General features: G+C 72.4%; 13 protein-coding genes. 6 read left to right on the plus strand and 7 right to left on the minus strand.

Annotation, left to right across the window (positions count from 1 at the left end):
- Positions 1-8: 8 nt before the first annotated feature.
- The 3 genes from ACWENQ_RS11855 to ACWENQ_RS11865 form a co-directional block, all read right to left on the minus strand.
- Positions 9-320: a hypothetical protein gene (locus ACWENQ_RS11855; protein WP_449923946.1), complete on the minus strand. Its 312-nt coding sequence runs from the start codon at positions 318-320 to the stop codon at positions 9-11.
- A gap of 151 nt (positions 321-471) precedes the next feature.
- Positions 472-813, minus strand: a complete 342-nt coding sequence (locus ACWENQ_RS11860; RefSeq protein WP_354907445.1) for a DUF202 domain-containing protein — start codon at positions 811-813, stop codon at positions 472-474.
- Between the two features lie 2 nt (positions 814-815).
- The gene (locus ACWENQ_RS11865; protein WP_354907446.1) at positions 816-1,148 is read right to left on the minus strand and encodes a YidH family protein; all 333 of its coding nucleotides are present in this window, start codon (positions 1,146-1,148) and stop codon (positions 816-818) included.
- Positions 1,149-1,209: 61 nt separating this feature from the next.
- Here ACWENQ_RS11865 and ACWENQ_RS11870 point away from each other — a divergent pair, with 61 nt between their 5' ends.
- Positions 1,210-2,118, plus strand: coding sequence for a DUF3500 domain-containing protein (locus ACWENQ_RS11870; protein ID WP_452414029.1), 909 nt, complete (start codon positions 1,210-1,212; stop codon positions 2,116-2,118).
- Here the strand turns inward: ACWENQ_RS11870 and ACWENQ_RS11875 are convergent.
- The gene (locus ACWENQ_RS11875; RefSeq protein WP_449923954.1) at positions 2,115-2,501 is read right to left on the minus strand and encodes a hypothetical protein; all 387 of its coding nucleotides are present in this window, start codon (positions 2,499-2,501) and stop codon (positions 2,115-2,117) included. The two genes, ACWENQ_RS11870 and ACWENQ_RS11875, sit on opposite strands and share 4 nt — an antisense overlap.
- A gap of 207 nt (positions 2,502-2,708) precedes the next feature.
- Between ACWENQ_RS11875 and ACWENQ_RS11880 the strand changes: the two genes are divergently transcribed.
- Complete coding sequence (locus ACWENQ_RS11880; protein WP_452414031.1) at positions 2,709-2,966, plus strand: ubiquitin carboxyl-terminal hydrolase 14; 258 nt, start codon at positions 2,709-2,711, stop codon at positions 2,964-2,966.
- Here ACWENQ_RS11880 and ACWENQ_RS11885 read toward each other — a convergent pair.
- Positions 2,963-4,531, minus strand: coding sequence for a Na+/H+ antiporter (locus ACWENQ_RS11885; RefSeq protein ID WP_452414033.1), 1,569 nt, complete (start codon positions 4,529-4,531; stop codon positions 2,963-2,965). The genes ACWENQ_RS11880 and ACWENQ_RS11885 overlap by 4 nt on opposite strands.
- A gap of 99 nt (positions 4,532-4,630) precedes the next feature.
- Positions 4,631-5,842 carry a hypothetical protein gene (locus tag ACWENQ_RS11890; RefSeq protein WP_452414035.1) on the minus strand — a complete coding sequence of 404 codons (1,212 nt, stop codon included), beginning with the start codon at positions 5,840-5,842 and terminating at the stop codon, positions 4,631-4,633.
- Between the two features lie 686 nt (positions 5,843-6,528).
- Between ACWENQ_RS11890 and ACWENQ_RS11895 the strand changes: the two genes are divergently transcribed.
- Positions 6,529-8,490: an ATP-dependent DNA helicase gene (locus ACWENQ_RS11895; protein ID WP_452414037.1), complete on the plus strand. Its 1,962-nt coding sequence runs from the start codon at positions 6,529-6,531 to the stop codon at positions 8,488-8,490.
- Between the two features lie 191 nt (positions 8,491-8,681).
- On the opposite strand, the gene ACWENQ_RS11900 is transcribed toward ACWENQ_RS11895, so the two are convergent.
- A complete protein-coding gene (locus tag ACWENQ_RS11900; RefSeq protein WP_452414039.1) occupies positions 8,682-9,578 on the minus strand; it encodes an MOSC domain-containing protein in 897 nt (298 codons plus the stop codon).
- A 22-nt stretch (positions 9,579-9,600) separates the two neighbouring features.
- Here ACWENQ_RS11900 and ACWENQ_RS11905 point away from each other — a divergent pair, with 22 nt between their 5' ends.
- The 3 genes from ACWENQ_RS11905 (at position 9,601) to ACWENQ_RS11915 (ending at position 14,709) form a co-directional block, all read left to right on the plus strand.
- Complete coding sequence (locus ACWENQ_RS11905) at positions 9,601-13,203, plus strand: AAA family ATPase (protein ID WP_452414041.1); 3,603 nt, start codon at positions 9,601-9,603, stop codon at positions 13,201-13,203.
- 256 nt (positions 13,204-13,459) lie between these two features.
- Complete coding sequence (locus ACWENQ_RS11910; protein WP_452414043.1) at positions 13,460-13,990, plus strand: hypothetical protein; 531 nt, start codon at positions 13,460-13,462, stop codon at positions 13,988-13,990.
- A 203-nt stretch (positions 13,991-14,193) separates the two neighbouring features.
- Complete coding sequence (locus tag ACWENQ_RS11915; RefSeq protein ID WP_452414045.1) at positions 14,194-14,709, plus strand: GNAT family N-acetyltransferase; 516 nt, start codon at positions 14,194-14,196, stop codon at positions 14,707-14,709.
- Positions 14,710-14,927: the final 218 nt, after the last annotated feature.

Below are 14,927 nucleotides of genomic sequence, written 5' to 3' on the forward strand. Positions count from 1 at the left end.
AGCGGGTCCTACATGATCGCCGCGCGCCAGGTGAACTTCAGCGGCGTCTCCGCGGCGCCCTCACGCGGGGTAGGCACCGGCGCTTCCGGGTGTCTGGCCAGGTACCCGGCGGGGAAGGTCGTGATCTGCACCGCCCCGCACTTGGGGCAGCTCTTGTCGGAGTTGGCGGGCTGGACGGGCACGCCCGCTCGCAGCCACACCTCGACTTCGTTGCCGTGGTCGTCGGTGACGTGTCTGACGGTGTACTCCTCCTGCCAGACATGCCAGCAGCACTGGCACTCGAACGGCCACGTCTCCCGCGCGTCATAGTCTTCGCGCACGCGGATCACCTCCGAGCTGGTCTTCTTCGAGTGTCCGCCTCCTCCTGCCGTCCTCGCAACCCGTTGACGAGGCCGGCAGGGCCCCGAAGGGTTCCGAGGCGAGGAGGACGTCGACGAGCCGGCCGTGCCCGCCTACGCCGCGCTGGGCGATCTAGAGGTGGGCCAGGCCCATGGTGACGACGAAGCACACCGAGCCGGCCACCACGCAGAGGGTGCCGATCCAGGCGACCAGCGCGTCGGCGCGGCCGTCGAGCGGGTCGCCGTTGTGCAGGGCGCGCTGGACCTGGCGGAAGCGGGCGCCGGTGCGCGCCAGCAGGATGCCGCCGCACAGCGCGGCCAGCGCGAAGCCCGCCACGAACAGCGGCCCGAGCCCGACGCGGGCGGCCAGGCCAGCCGCGCCGAGGCCGCCCGTGGACAGGGCGACGGCGGTGCGCACCCAGGCCAGGCGGGTCCGCTCGCTCTGCAGCCCGGGATCCCAGATCTCGGCCGACATGCTCAGGCCATCAGGATGAGGACGAGCGCGACGACGGCGACCGCGGCCACGCCGTACCCGAAGACGGCGGCCAGGGCGGGTGGCGGCAGCGGCGACTGGTTGCGCAGCGCGCGCTGGATGTTGCGCCAGCGCGGGTAGGCCATGCCGGCGGCCAGCGCCGCCAGCAGGACCAGCAGGACGGACAGCGCGGTACGCGCCCACGGCACGAAGACGTCGTCGGAGACCGCGGCCATCGCCACACCGCCCGCGCACAGCGCGAGCGACGTGCTCAGCCAGGTCAGGAAGGTCCTCTCGTTGGCGAGGGTGAAGCGGGGGTCGGGCTCGGTGCCGTTCATGGGACCACGCTAAATCGGCCCCATTTCCCCTCGACAAGCCGGGATAGGCGATCCTGTTGTCATGCTCATGGCGGAGATCGCGACCCGGTTCCTCGGCTGCCTCACCACCGAGCAGTGGCAGGCGGCCACCTACGCGTTCGGCGACCCGCTACGCCTGCGCTGGACCTACGTGCCCGCGCCCAGGCCAGGGGTCTCGCTGCTCGGGTTGAACGGCGAGGCGCGCAAGGCGGCGCACCGGCTGCTGGCCACGGCGCTGTCGCGGCACGCCTTCGCGCAGGCCGTGACGATCATGGCGCTGGAGGAGGTGCTCGACCTCGACGAGCAGGGACGGCGGGGCCGCCACAGCGACGACTACCATCTGGCCGTCTTCGGCAGCCCCGGCGCCGACCACTGGGGCTGGCGCTTCGAGGGGCACCACGTGTCGGTCACGGCGACGGTCGCGGGCGGCCGGGTGGAGGTCGCGCCGCTGTTCCTCGGCGCCAACCCCCATGCCGTCCGGTACGGCGACGCGGCCGTGGTCCGGCCGCTGCCGCTGGAGGAGGACCTGGCCAGGGCGTTGGTGACGGCGCTGCCCGCCGCGTTGCGCGAGCAGGCGGTCGTCGCGGACGTCGCGCCGTCCGACATCCTGACCGGCACGTCGGCGGTGACCTCGGCGCTGGAGCCGCTGGGCGTGCCGGGCGGCGCGCTCGCCACCGCCCCCCGCGACCTGCTGGCCCGCCTGCTCGACGTCTACCTGGACCGCCTGGCGCCCTCGCTGCGCGGCACGCACGATCCGGCCGCCTTCTCCTTCGCCTGGGCGGGACCGCTGTCGCCGGGCGCCGGCCACTACTACCGGCTGCAGGGTCCTGGCCTGCTGATCGAGTACGACAACACGCAGAACGCCGCCAACCACGCGCACACCGTCATCCGGCGGCCCGGCGCCGACTTCGGCGCCGAACTGCTGGCCGCCCACCTGGCCGGCGAGCACTAACTGCAGGCTTCCTTCAGCTTGGTGAGGTAGGCGGCGGTGTCGTTGCCGACCTTCTGGACGGCGTCGACCGCCTCGTTGACGTTGTTGACGTCGAGCCGGCGCAGGGAGGCGGCCAGGTCGTCGGTGGCCTGCTTGAGGGTGGTGTTGGCGGCCTTGTCGGCCACGTCGCCGAGCTTCTGCGCGGCGTTGTCGAGCTCCTTCTCCATCGCGGCGGGATCGTTGACCAGGCCGCTGATCTTGGCGACGGTCTCGGAGACGATCTTGGGGGCCTCCAGGCAGGCCTGGGCCTTGTCGACCGTCGCGTTGATCTCGCTGCACCCGCTGGCGAAGACGACCGCGGCGAAAGCGGCAAGGGGCAGGAACCTGCTGGACACGAGTCGCATACCTCGACCCTAGCCAACGGTCGTGCCCCTTGCGGTGATCACCACAGTGTCGAAGCAGAGGCCGTCCGTCACGTGGTCCGGCAGCGCGTCCCGCATGGCCTGGCCACCGGGGTGTCGGCGCCGAACGGCCTGCCCGGCGACGACCGCCACCCGCGATCAACAGGTGCGGCCGAATTGGCCGCATGCACTGGTCATAAGCTTCTTGCCATGGCAATTTGCGACCATCTTCTCAGCGCCGACGACCCGCAGCCGCGCACCCCGGAGGGCTGCGAGGAGTGCCTGACCATCGGATCACCGTGGGTGCACCTGCGGCGCTGCCTGGAGTGCGGCCACATCGGCTGCTGCGACTCCTCGCCCAACAAGCACGCCAGCGCCCACTTCCGGCAGTCCGGTCACCCGGTGATGCAGTCCTTCGAGCCGGGCGAGGACTGGCGGTGGTGCTTCCTCGACAACAAGATGGGCTAGCGCTCCAGAATCGCCTCTTCGAAGTCGAGCTCGGCCGTCACGCGCCGGAGCACCTCGTCGTCGAGCCGCCGCTCGTCGCGGAGCCGTACGAACACCTCTCGCTCCGCGGCGAGCATCTCCCTGCGCAGCCGCCGGTAGAGGCGGCTCGGCGTCTCGCTGCCGCCGTAGCCGGTGCCGCCGCCCAGCCGCTCCCACGCGTTGAGCGCCCGGCGCTCGGACTTGGCGCGCAGCATGTCGATGACCTCGGCGTGGATCTCGTTGGTCTCCTCGTCCCTGAGGATCTCCTCCAGCCTGGCCAGGCCCGCCTCGACCGCAGCCTGCTGGGCCGCGGCCTCCGACAGGTTGTCCTCGTACGCCTCGCGCTCGCTGGAGACGCGCAGCTTCTTGATCAGCGCGGGGAAGGTCAGCCCCTGCACGAGCAGGGTGAGGATCACCGTGCTGAAAGTGAGGAACAGCAGCAGGTCGCGCTCGGGGAAGTCGGCGGGGATGGCGAAGGCCGCGGCCAGCGACACCACGCCGCGCATGCCCGCCCAGCCGACCACCGTGAGGTTCTGCCACGGCGGTTTGGGCGTGCTCCTGCTCCGCAGCAACGGCAGATAGGTGGCCGGGAACACCCAGACGAACCTGGCCAGCACGGTCACCGCGAAGACGGCCACGACGTAGCCGGCGACCTCCCAGACGCCGCGTCCGGCCAGACCGCTCAGCACCGGCACCAGCTGCAGGCCGATCAGCGCGAAGACGATCGACTCCAGCATGAAGTCGACGACCTTCCACACCGCGTCGAGCACCAGGCGGGTACCCGCGCCCGTGCGGTGCATCCGGTGGCCGAGGTAGAGGCCGACGATCACCACCGCGATCACGCCCGACGTGTGCACCGACTCCGCGCCCAGGTAGATGCCGAACGGGATCAGCAGCATCACCGTGTTCTCGACCAGCGGGTCGCGCGCCCGTTCCAGGAACCATCCGGACACCACGGCGACGGCCAGACCGATCAGCACGCCGCCGACCGCCGTGTAGAGGAACTCGCCGAAGCCCTCCAGCAGGCTGAGGCCGTGACCCACCGCGGCGCCGATCGCCACCCGGTAGACCGTCAGCGCGGTGGCGTCGTTGAACAGGCTCTCGCCGATGAGGATCGTCAGGGCCCGGCGCGGCAGGCCGAGCCGCCGTCCCACCGCGACCGCGGCGACGGCGTCGGGCGGCGCCACGATCGCCCCCAGCGCGAAGGCGGCGGCCAGCGGCAGGTCGGGCAGCATCAGATGGACGACACCGCCGACGGCCAGCGTGGTGAACAGCACCAGGCCGACCGACAGCAGGCCGATCGCCCGCGTGTTCTCGCGCAGGCTGAGATACGAGCTGTCCAGCGCGGCCGAGTAGAGCAGCGGCGGCAGGAACACGTAGAGGATGAGATCGGCGTCCAGCCCGTAGGAGGGCACCAGCGGGGAGACCGCCAGGCCCACCAGCACCAGTAGCAGCGGCGCCGGCCAGCCGCGCCGCCTGGCCACCCACGCGACCATGATCGAGCCGCTGGCCAACAGCAGCCAGTACAGACCCGTTGACGCGTCCACGAGCCCCCCTGTTGCCGAGAAACGGGCGTATCAGACCGGGTCTGACCCGCCCGCTAGTTTCTCACACGTCCGGAGCCCGGGGACATCGGGAGCCGCCGGTCACCACTCCCTGTGATCGGTCCTGTCGTCGCGGTACTGCTGCTCGGGGCGGAGCCGTTCGCCCGTGACGTACATCGGGTCGTTCACGTACGGGCGGTGGATGGCCGGGTCGGGCTGCTGGTTCTGGTAGGCGTCAGGGCCGAGGCCCAGCGGGTCGGCGGGGTCCATCGGGCCCTGCTGGTAGGTCGGCTGGCCGTACTGGTCGGGCTGGCCGTACTGGTCGGGCTGGCCGTACTGGTCGGGCTGGCCGTACTGGTCGGGCTGGCCGTACTGGTCCTGCTGGCCGTACTGGTCCTGCTGGCCGTACTGCTGCTCGGGCTGCGGGTAGGGCTCGGGGGCGGGGGCGGGCCGGCTGCGGCCCGCGCCGGGGATGCCGTGCATGGGCGTGCCGAGGCCGACCGCGCCCGGCGTGCTCTGCGTCCGCCGCGGCGGCGGCGCGAAGGGGTCGGTGTAGGACGGCTGGGCGGGCTGGCGCGCGGCCTGCGCGTACGGGTCCGGCGCGTAGGGGTCGGACGCGTACGCCTGGCCGCCCTGCGCCGCCGGGGCGCCGAACGGGTCCTGCTGGGAGCCCGGCCCCGCACCCTGCGCACCGTACGGGTCCGGCTGCGGCGCCGCTCCCTGGGAACCGTACGGGTCCTGCTGGGTGCTGTGCGCCGCTCCGCGGGCGCCGAAGGGGTCCGGCTGCGTGGTCTGCGCCGCGAACGGCTCGGAGTGCGGGGAGTACGGCGAGCCCTGCTGCCTCGGGAAACCCAGCGGGTCGGTGGAGTGCGGACTCCTGGCGCCTTCGCGCTCGGCGGGCATCTGGTAGTCGGGCAGCGGGTAGCCGCCCTGCGCGGCCATCGGTTCGGCGCTCACCGGGGGCTGCTCGGCCAGGCGGGGCCTGCCGTCGGAGGGGAGGGGGGTCTGGGAGGGCTCGCGGTGGTCGGCGTAGGAGGCGACGAGCTTGTCCGGCTGGGCGGGCGCGCCGCGGGCCACGAGGACGTCGTTGGGCGACAGGGTCGCCGTCGGCCGGTCGTCGTGGGGGCGCTGCGGCTCGTGCTCGAACGGCGGCGGGCGGTGGTACTGGCCCGTCCCCGGGTACTCGGCGGGCTCGTCGACGGGCTGGGCGACCGCGGCGGGCTGCTCGCCCGTGGCCTCGGCGTAGCCGTCGTCGAGGGTGTCGAGCAGCCGCCCGACGTCGTCCATCGGCATCCGGAAACTGCCGGTGCACATCTCTCCTCGCCACAGGCTGAGCACCAGGGTGCCCTCGTGCCACGTGACCCGGAGACACCGCTCCTGACCTCGGGCATCGAAGAAGACTTCACCGAATGACGGCAACGGGACAACTTCCGACATGGCAGACATACTGCTTTAACCAGCCTTTATTCGTCCACTCAACCTTGCGAAACCCTAGCGAACCGGGCTTTCCACAGCCCGCCGTGAAGCCCGGGCGCCACAGCGAGAAGATCTTCTTTGACCTGGCGGGTTACGCCCGCAAGTGTGCCACGCCCGAAGGGGACGGGCGTCTGGAACGCCGGGATGTGTTCACCTCCGTACGGAGAGGTGACCATCCTTTTGCCGCGGATCAGGTGGCGCTTGGGCGGATCTTCAGACGATCTCCGGCGGGGCCGTGCGCCTGGCCGTGATCCCCGGAACGGCCCGGCGGCACGGCCTGCCGACGCGGCTGCGAGACGGGACTTCGGACGGCGTGGCGACGGGTCGGGCAGCGCCGCGACGGGTCGGGCAGCGCCGCGACGGGCGGGCGGGGCGGGCGGGCAGTACGAGCGCGCGAGCGGCACCGAGCGGGCCGGCGGGACCGGCTTCGGGCGGCACCGCCCCGGGCGCGGCTTCGGGGTGGCGCGGCGTGCCCCCGCCGGAAGGCTGCCATTTCTGTCGCCGCGACCAGGTACGGTTCTGCCGTGCCGGACTCCACACTCCCACCCGTCGAAGAGCTGCTCTCGATCGCCGTAGGCGCCCTGGGAGGGAGCGACAGGCCAGGGCAGATCACCATGGTCAAGGCCGTGCAGCAGGCCGTCGACAACGAGGAGCACCTCGCCGTCCAGGCCGGCACGGGCACCGGCAAGTCCCTGGCCTACCTGGTGCCGTCGATCAGGCACGCCATGGAGTCCGACTCCCCCGTCGTCGTCTCCACCGCCACGATCGCCCTCCAGCGGCAGCTGGTCGACCGCGACCTGCCCCGCCTGGCCGAGACGCTCGGCAAGGAGCTGCCGCACGAGCCGACGTTCGCCATCCTCAAGGGCCGGCGCAACTACCTGTGCCGCTACAAGGCGACGGCGGGCTGGCCGGAGGAGGAGCAGGACCAGCTGTTCGACCCGCGCGAGGTGAGCGCGACGGGGCGGATGGTCCAGCGCATCCAGGAGTGGGCCGAGGAGACCACGACCGGCGACCGCGACGAGCTGGTGCCCGGCGTGAACGAGCAGGCGTGGCGGCAGTTCTCGGTCAGCGCCAAGGAGTGCCTGGGCGCGCAGCGCTGCCCGAGCGGCGCCGAGTGCTTCGCCGAGCTGGCCAAGGCGCGCGCCGGCGAGGTCGACGTGGTCGTGACCAACCACGCGCTGCTGGCCATCGACGCGATGGAGAGCATGTCGATCCTGCCCGAGCACGAGGTCGTCGTCGTCGACGAGGCGCACGAGCTGGTCGACAGGGTGACGTCGGTGGTGACCGACGAGCTGTCGGAGGCCTCGGTGTCGCTGGCCGTACGACGGGTGGGGCGGCTCATCGAGCAGCCGATCGCCGACCAGCTGATGGAGGCGGGTGAGGACCTCAAGGCGCTGCTGGAGGCCGCGCCGCCGGGCCGTGTCGATGACCTGCCCGAGGTGCTGGGGCTGACGCTCGCGCTGGTGCGCGACAGCGCGGCCAGGTGCATCACGGCGTTGGGGCCGCGCGGGGCCGACAAGGACGATCCGGACAAGGCGGGCCAGCGCAAGGCCGCCTTGTCCGCGCTCGACGAGGTGCACGACACGGCCGTGCGCATGCTGGAGGCCTACGGGCACGCCTCGGAGGTCGACAGGGCCGAGGTGGTGTGGCTCGACGGCGCCACCGACCGGCGTCCGGCGACCCTGCGCGTGGCGCCGCTGAGCGTGGGCGGGATGCTGCGCGAGAAACTGTTCGGCGAGCGGACGGTGGTGCTGACCTCGGCCACGCTGGCGCTCGGCGGCACCTTCGACGGGCTGGCCGCGCAGTGGGGGCTCGGCGACAAGGGGTGGACGGGCATCGACGTCGGCTCGCCGTTCGACCATCCGCGTTCCGGCATCCTCTACGTCGCCAAGCACCTGCCCCAGCCGGGGCGTGACGGGCTGCCCCAGGCCTACGTCGACGAGATCGCCGAGCTGATCGAGGCGGCGGGTGGGCGCACGCTCGGGCTGTTCTCCTCGATGCGGGCGGCGAAGGCGGCCACCGAGGCGCTGCGCGACCGGCTCGACGTGCCGCTGCTGTGCCAGGGTGACGACTCGACGATGCTGCTGGTCAAGCAGTTCGCCGAGGACGAGGCGACGTGCCTGTTCGGCACGCTGTCGCTGTGGCAGGGCGTCGACGTGCCCGGCCCCTCGCTGCGGCTGGTGATCATCGACAGGGTGCCGTTCCCCCGGCCCGACGATCCGCTGACGTCGGCGCGGCAGCGGCACGTGATGGCCAAGGGCGGCAACGGGTTCATGGCGGTGGCGGCCACCCACGCGGCGCTGCTGCTGGCGCAGGGGGCGGGGCGGTTGCTGCGGGCGCAGGACGACAAGGGCGTGGTGGCGGTCCTCGACCCGCGGCTGGCGACGGCGCGCTACAGCGGGTTCCTGCTCAACTCGCTGCCGCCGTTCTGGCGGACCAGCGACCCGGCGGTGGTGCGGACCGCCCTCAAGCGGCTGACCGGCTGAGGCCCGCTCCCCGGAGTTCCGGCGCGCGGGGCGCCGATTCGGTCGCTACGTGGCGACGTACGGCCTCGGTCCAGGTATGCCTGGACCGAGGCAGGTCACCGGGATGTCGACCCCCTGGACGGCACGTGAGCTCCCGGGGCCCGGGCCGCCGTCACGTGGCTCCGGCGCGGGTCGCCGTCATCGGGTCGCCATCACCGGGTCGCCGTGACCGGGTCGCCGACGTGGATCTCGCCCCTGGTGCGCGGGACCAGGCGGATGCCGAACCAGGTCTTGCCGTCCCACCGGCGGTGCCGGGCGAGCGTCCGCAGCGGCTCCTTGCCCTTGACGCGGGTGACCGGATCGATGACCGTCACCGCGCACCGGTCGCACAGCTCCGATACCCGGAAGTCGACCGCGCCGATCCGCACCTCGCGCCAGCCGTCCTCCTCGAACGGCTCCCCGCCGTCGATGATCACACTCGGCCTGAAGCGCAGCGGCGACAGCGGGCCCGGTGGCGGCTCGCCCCGCACGCGCGCGCCGTCCTCGATCCATTCGTCCAGCCTGCGCGCGGAGGCGGCGGACGTGAGCAGGAGCGGCGCGTCCCACGCGAAGCTCACCACCTCGCCGGGCAGCCCGCCGTGGGCGGGGTCGACGGAACGGCGGGCGGGGTCGTCGAGCCACACCAGCCTGGCGGGCACGCCGAGCAGATCGGTGAACCAGGAGTGGGCGGCGTCGGCGGCGAGCACGGCGCTGTCGAGCCCCGAGAAGCCCACGCGGACACTCGGCCCGGACGCGGGCGGTACCGGCAGGTCGGGCATGCCGTCCGCGGACAGCAGCAGGCCGCCGCCGGGTCGCTCCTGCGCGGTGACGGCCAGCATGCGCGGGTACTCGCCGAGCCACAGGTTGTCGCCCTGGTGGTCGACCACAGCCCATCGGCGATCGCCGTCCAGTCCCCACGGGTGGACATACGCCGCGTCAACCGCCTGCCCCGTGCTGGATTTGATGGGATATATACAGATCTGCGTGATCAGCACCAGCTCACTGTAGCTCGCGAGAGAGCGCTCTCTCAGCTGGCGCTCCGCCGGTCCGCGACGCGGTTTTGTCGGCACCAACCGCTACCGTCTGAACACCATGCGAACGCACGACGCCCAGGCACTCATCGGCAGGGAGCACCCTGCCGCGTTGCTGCGTGCCGAGATCAGCAGGACGACCGCCAGCCACGGCGGGCTCGTGCTGGTGACGGGCGAGGCGGGCATCGGCAAGACCACGCTGGTGACCAGCGCGGCCGAGCGCGCCAGGTATGAGGGCGCGCTGGTGCTGAGCGGTTCCTGCTGGGACTCCGAGGCCGCGCCCGGCTACTGGCCGTGGGTGCAGGTCATCCGCGGGCTGCGCCGTACCACGGAATGGCCCGTCGTCGAGGAGGCGGCGGACGGGAGCCTGGCGGCGCTGCTCGGCGACGGCGGCGCGAGCGACGGCGGCGCGAGCGAGGGCGGCGACGCGTTCCGGGTCTACGACGCGGTGACCACCGCGCTGGTCGCGGTGTCGCAGACGCGTCCCGTCGTGGTCGTGCTCGACGATCTCCACTGGGCCGACGGGGCGTCGTTGCGGCTGCTGGAGTTCGCCGCGCAGCATACCTGGTTCGAACGGCTCCTGCTGGTCGGCACCTATCGCGACGTCGAGGTCGAGCAGGGTGAGCACCCACTGCGGCCGCAGCTGAGCTCGCTGTCGTCACGCGCCACGGTGATCACGCTCACCGGCCTCGACCGGGCGCAGGTGGCCGCGCTCGTCGCCCGCACGATCGGCAGCGCGCCCGGCGCCGACGTGGTGGAGGAGATCCACCTGCGCACGGGCGGCAATCCGTTCTTCGTCGAGCAGACCGCCCGGCTGTGGCGCACCAACGGCTCGGTGACGGCGATCCCGCCGGGCGTGCGCGACACGCTGTGGCGCCGCCTGTCGTTGCTTCCCGCCACCGTGGTCAGGTTGCTGACCGACGCGGCGGTGCTCGGGCGGGCGTTCCACCGGCGGGTGCTCGCGGCCGTCGCCGCCGAGCCCGTCGCCCACGTCGACCGGCTGCTCACCCAGGCCGCCGCCGCCCGGCTGGTGGTCTCCCAGGGGGGCGGCATGTTCGCCTTCGCCCACGACCTGGTCAGGGAGACGCTCTACGACTCGCTCGACGAGGCGGACCTGCGGGCCAGGCATGCCGCCACCGTCCACGCGCTGCGCGACGCGCACGAGGCACTGCCGGGCGACCTGGCCCGCCACGCCTACCTCGCGGGCGACGCCCTCGACCCGGTGGCGGCGTGCGAGCTGCTGGTGTCCGCGGCAAGGCAGGCGCTGCACCGCCTGGCCAGGGACGAGTCGATGACCCACTGGCGCAGGGCCATGGAGCGGGCCGAGGCGGGGCCGCCCGAGTCGCTGATCAAGACAGGGCTGGAGTACGGCCGCCACCTTCACCACAACGGCGAGCAGGAGGAGGCCGCGAGGGTCTTCGACCGGACGATCACCGCCGCCCGCCGGCTCGACGATCCCGGCCTGCTGGCCCGCACCGCGCTGGCCTACCACGGCACCTGCGGTCCCCACGACCTCTGCACGAGCGTGGAACTGCTGCGCGACGCCCACCGCAAACTCATGCCCGACGCCGCCGCGCCCACCACCACCGACCCCGCTTTCGTCGCCGCCGACGCCGCCGCCGGGCTGTCCTCGGCAGCCGAGCCCTCCTCGGATCGGTTCTCGGCAACCCGACCCTCCGCAGGCAGGCCCGCTGCCGGCCGGCCCGTCTCCCGTCCGCCGTCAGCCGATGCGCCGTCCCGTGATCTGTCCGCTCCAGAGCTGCCCTCCCCCCTTCTGCCGTCCGCCGCGCTGCCGTCCGGCGACGCGTCCTGGCCGGAACCGCCCTCGCCGCCATCCGGTGCCGCGCCGTCGGGCGGTCCGCTCCCCGTGGATCCGCGCTCGGCCGATCGGCTCGCGCAGGATCTGGCGGTGCGCATCACCTTCCTGGCGAGAAACAGCGACGACGACGAGGCGCTGACGTTCGGCCTGTGGGCGCTGCACGACACGATCTGGGGCCCTGGCACCGCCGGCCAGCGGGTGGAGCTGACCGCCGAGCTGCGCGAGCTCGCCCGCCGCGGCGGCGACGCCGACATGGAGCACTTCACCTCCTCCCTCCACTGGGTGGCGCTGCTGGAGCTCGGCGATCCCCGCTTCCTCGACGAGTTCGATCGCTACGTCACGATGGGCAGACGTAGCCAGCACGCCCACGTCGACCTGTCCACATCGATCGACATGAGCATCATCAAGCTCCTCTTCGGCGACTTCGCCGAGGCCGAGTCGCTGCTGGAGGAAGTCGTCGCGATAGGCGACGACCACGGTCACACCCACTACGGCTACATGATCGACCACCATCGCTGGGCGTTGCTGCTGGCCCAGGGCCGGTTCGAGGAACTGGCGCCCGTGCTCGAACGGCTGCGCTCCGGCCACCATCACCACCACGCGGCCATGCTGGAGACGCTCACCGACCTGCGGCGCGGGCGAGCCCATACACCGTCGCCACAGGTTGGCGACGAGCCTGCCGACGGGTTCATCCGCCCGCTGTGGCTGCGGCACCTGGCAGAGGTGGCGGCTGCCTCCCGTGATCCCTACCTGTGCGCCAGGGCCAGGCGACTCCTGCGGCCGCATCTGGGCGAGTGGGCGGTCTCCCTCTACGGCTGGGACGTCAGCGGGCCCATGACCCTGTGGCACGGCCTGGTGGAGGCGGCCGAACAGCGCTGGGACGAGGCGATCGCCGCCTTCACCGCCGCCCGGAGCGCGGCCGAGCTGCTGCGCGCACGCCCCTGGTCGGTGGAGGCCGGCCTGCGGCTCGGCGCCGCACTGCTCGGCCGCGCCGGCCCCGGCGACGCGGAGACCGCCGAGCGGCTGCTCGGCGAGGTGACAGCCGAGGCGGCCACGCTGGGCATGCGCCACATCCCGGCCGAGGTCGAACGCATACGGCAGGCGCACAACACGCGCGCCCCCGCCCCAGCCGCCGGGGTGGCACAGGTGGCCGAGACGCGGGTGGCTCGGCCAGGCGACCCGCAGGCTTCCCGGCCGATCGGGCCGGATGGCGACGAGGCATCCAGAATGCCGTCACGGGCGGCGGCTCCCTCGGCGGACGGGCCAGGGGTGTCCGCGAGGGCGGGTCAGGCCGATTCCGGGTACGAGTTCCGGAGGCAGGGGTCGGTGTGGTCCCTGTCGTTCGGCGGGCGCAGGGTGCACGTTCCTGACGCGAAGGGCCTTCGGGATCTCCACCACCTGCTGAGCCGACCGGGCACGGACCTGCCCGCCGTACAGCTGCTCGCCCCTGAGGCCGGCGAGGCGGTGGTGGCCGCGCGCCGGATGGGCGGCGACGCGATCCTCGACGAGGAAGCCAAGGCTCGCTACCGACGCCATCTGTCCAGGCTCGACGAGGAGACCGAGCGTGCCCTGCGGATGGGCGACGACGCGCGGGCGGCGGACCTCGACAGGGAACGCGAGGGGCTGCTGGCCGAGCTACGGGCCGCGGTGGGGCTCGGCGGGCGTTCGCGCAGGCTCGGGGACGAGGCGGAACGGGCGCGCAAGACCGTCAGCGCCAGGATCCGCGACGTGCTGCGGAAGCTCGACACGCTCCATCCGGAGCTCGCCGCCCACCTGCGCGCCGCCGTCTCCACGGGAACCCTCTGCCGTTACGACCCGGGCGGCGACATCCCCTGGCGGCTGTGAGGTGTCACGGTCGCCTGGCGGTTGTGACGTGTCGCGGTCGGCTGGCGGTTGTGAGGTGTCACGGTCGCCTGGCGGTTGTGAGGTGTGGCGGTTGTGAGGTGTCGCGGTCGCCCGACGGTCGTCAAGGGTCGCGGAGAATCCCGGTATAAGGATCAGCATCCATCACGTCCGGCTGGGAGCGGCGGAGTTCCGGATCGTCCGCGCGGGCGATCCGCTCACCCACGCGCTGCTGGTCGACCAGGACCACTATCTGCAGATGAACATGGACGCGGGCGCCGCCCGGTACGTCGGCATGCTGTGGCTGCTGGCCGCGCGCTCGCGACGTTCGATCGTCTACCTGCCACTCCGCGGCGGCGCGATTCCTTCGGGCGGGCCGTTGACCGGGGAGGGCCCACTGGACCTGGTGCTGCTCCACCATTCGCTGCGGTTCAAGCCGCATCTTTGGAAACGGCTGCGCGCACGTCTCGGGCGAGGCGCGGTCGGCAGGGTGGGCATCCTTCCGCCGGACCCGGCGGACGACGATGGGATCGATGCCGCCGCCCGGCGTCACCGGGAGTACCGCGATGTGTTCCACCAGCGTGTGCAGGCCGAAACGCTGTTCATGGTCGGCAGCGCGAAGGCGTTCCGTGGGACCGCGGACCTCTTCTTCGACCTCGTCCGCCACGGCCCGGGACATCGCAGTGCGGCGCCGTGGGACTCGCATTACTGCACCGAGCTCACAGGGGACGGCGTGCTGGGCAGAGCGCGTGAGCTCCACGTCGAGTACACCCCACGGTGGATCGGGTGACCCGGCACGCGCACGCAGCCGGCCGTGCGCGGCTTCGTCAGGCCGTGCCCCCACGCGGCGGACCGGCGGGGAAGACGGCGGCGGGCTTCGTCGCGAACGGTGCAGGCAGTTACGGGCCGGACGCCGGCGGCGGCCGGCGCTGTCCGATCTCACGAGAACGGGCGCGGGCTTCAGGGAGGTCGTGACCTCCTACTCTTGTACGCGTGGAGATCCGCGACCGAACCGCCGCAGATATGGACGCCTGCATACAGACCCTCTCCGAGGTCCAGGCCGCAGATCGCTACCCGGTGGACTGGCCCACCGATCCTGGCGCCTGGTTGACGCCAGAACGCCTGCTCAGAGCATGGATAGCGGTCGAGGCGGAAGCGGTGCTCGGCCATGTCGCTCTCAGCCGGGACATGGAGGTCACCCGGCTGTTCGTCGCCCCGACCGCCCGCGGCCGTGGCGTGGCCGCCCAGCTCCTCGACTTCGTGCGCACCGCCGTCCGGGCTCCACTCACGCTGCGGGTTTCCTCCGAGGGCACAGCCGCCATCAGGTTCTACGAACGGTCGGGTTGGCGCAGGGTGGGCAGCACCCGTGCCGCCTGGCTCAACGCGGCCGGTGAGCCGGCCCTGCTTCACCACTACGTGAGCCCGCCGGTCGGCTCCCCGCTCGATCCGCCGAGCAGCGGCCTGCCGGCCGAAACGGCATCCTCGAACGCGCCCACGAGCCGTCGTTGAGCGGGGCACTCATGCGTGGTCGCTGATCCTGACCCGCCAGATCAGCGCGATGGACCTCGCGTATGCGATCCGAGCCACCTGGCAGCAGGCATTCCACGATCATCGGCCGAGAGCTCTGTGAGACGGTTGGTTGCCGTCCACCTCGCCGCGCCAGACCGGATGGGATCGATGCCATCGCACGTGTCGTTCGGGCCGGCGCGCCGTCAAGCTCACGGAGA

Source organism: Nonomuraea sp. NPDC004354, assembly GCF_053602555.1.

Coding starts and splice junctions, on each gene's coding strand:
- ACWENQ_RS11905 (WP_452414041.1), top strand. CDS start 9,601: ATGCGAACGCACGACGCCCAGGCACTCATCGGCAGGGAGCACCCTGCC.
- ACWENQ_RS11910 (WP_452414043.1), top strand. CDS start 13,460: ATGAACATGGACGCGGGCGCCGCCCGGTACGTCGGCATGCTGTGGCTG.
- ACWENQ_RS11890 (WP_452414035.1), bottom strand. CDS start 5,842: ATGTGCACCGGCAGTTTCCGGATGCCGATGGACGACGTCGGGCGGCTG.
- ACWENQ_RS11875 (WP_449923954.1), bottom strand. CDS start 2,501: ATGCGACTCGTGTCCAGCAGGTTCCTGCCCCTTGCCGCTTTCGCCGCG.
- ACWENQ_RS11865 (WP_354907446.1), bottom strand. CDS start 1,148: ATGAACGGCACCGAGCCCGACCCCCGCTTCACCCTCGCCAACGAGAGG.
- ACWENQ_RS11880 (WP_452414031.1), top strand. CDS start 2,709: ATGGCAATTTGCGACCATCTTCTCAGCGCCGACGACCCGCAGCCGCGC.
- ACWENQ_RS11870 (WP_452414029.1), top strand. CDS start 1,210: ATGCTCATGGCGGAGATCGCGACCCGGTTCCTCGGCTGCCTCACCACC.
- ACWENQ_RS11860 (WP_354907445.1), bottom strand. CDS start 813: ATGTCGGCCGAGATCTGGGATCCCGGGCTGCAGAGCGAGCGGACCCGC.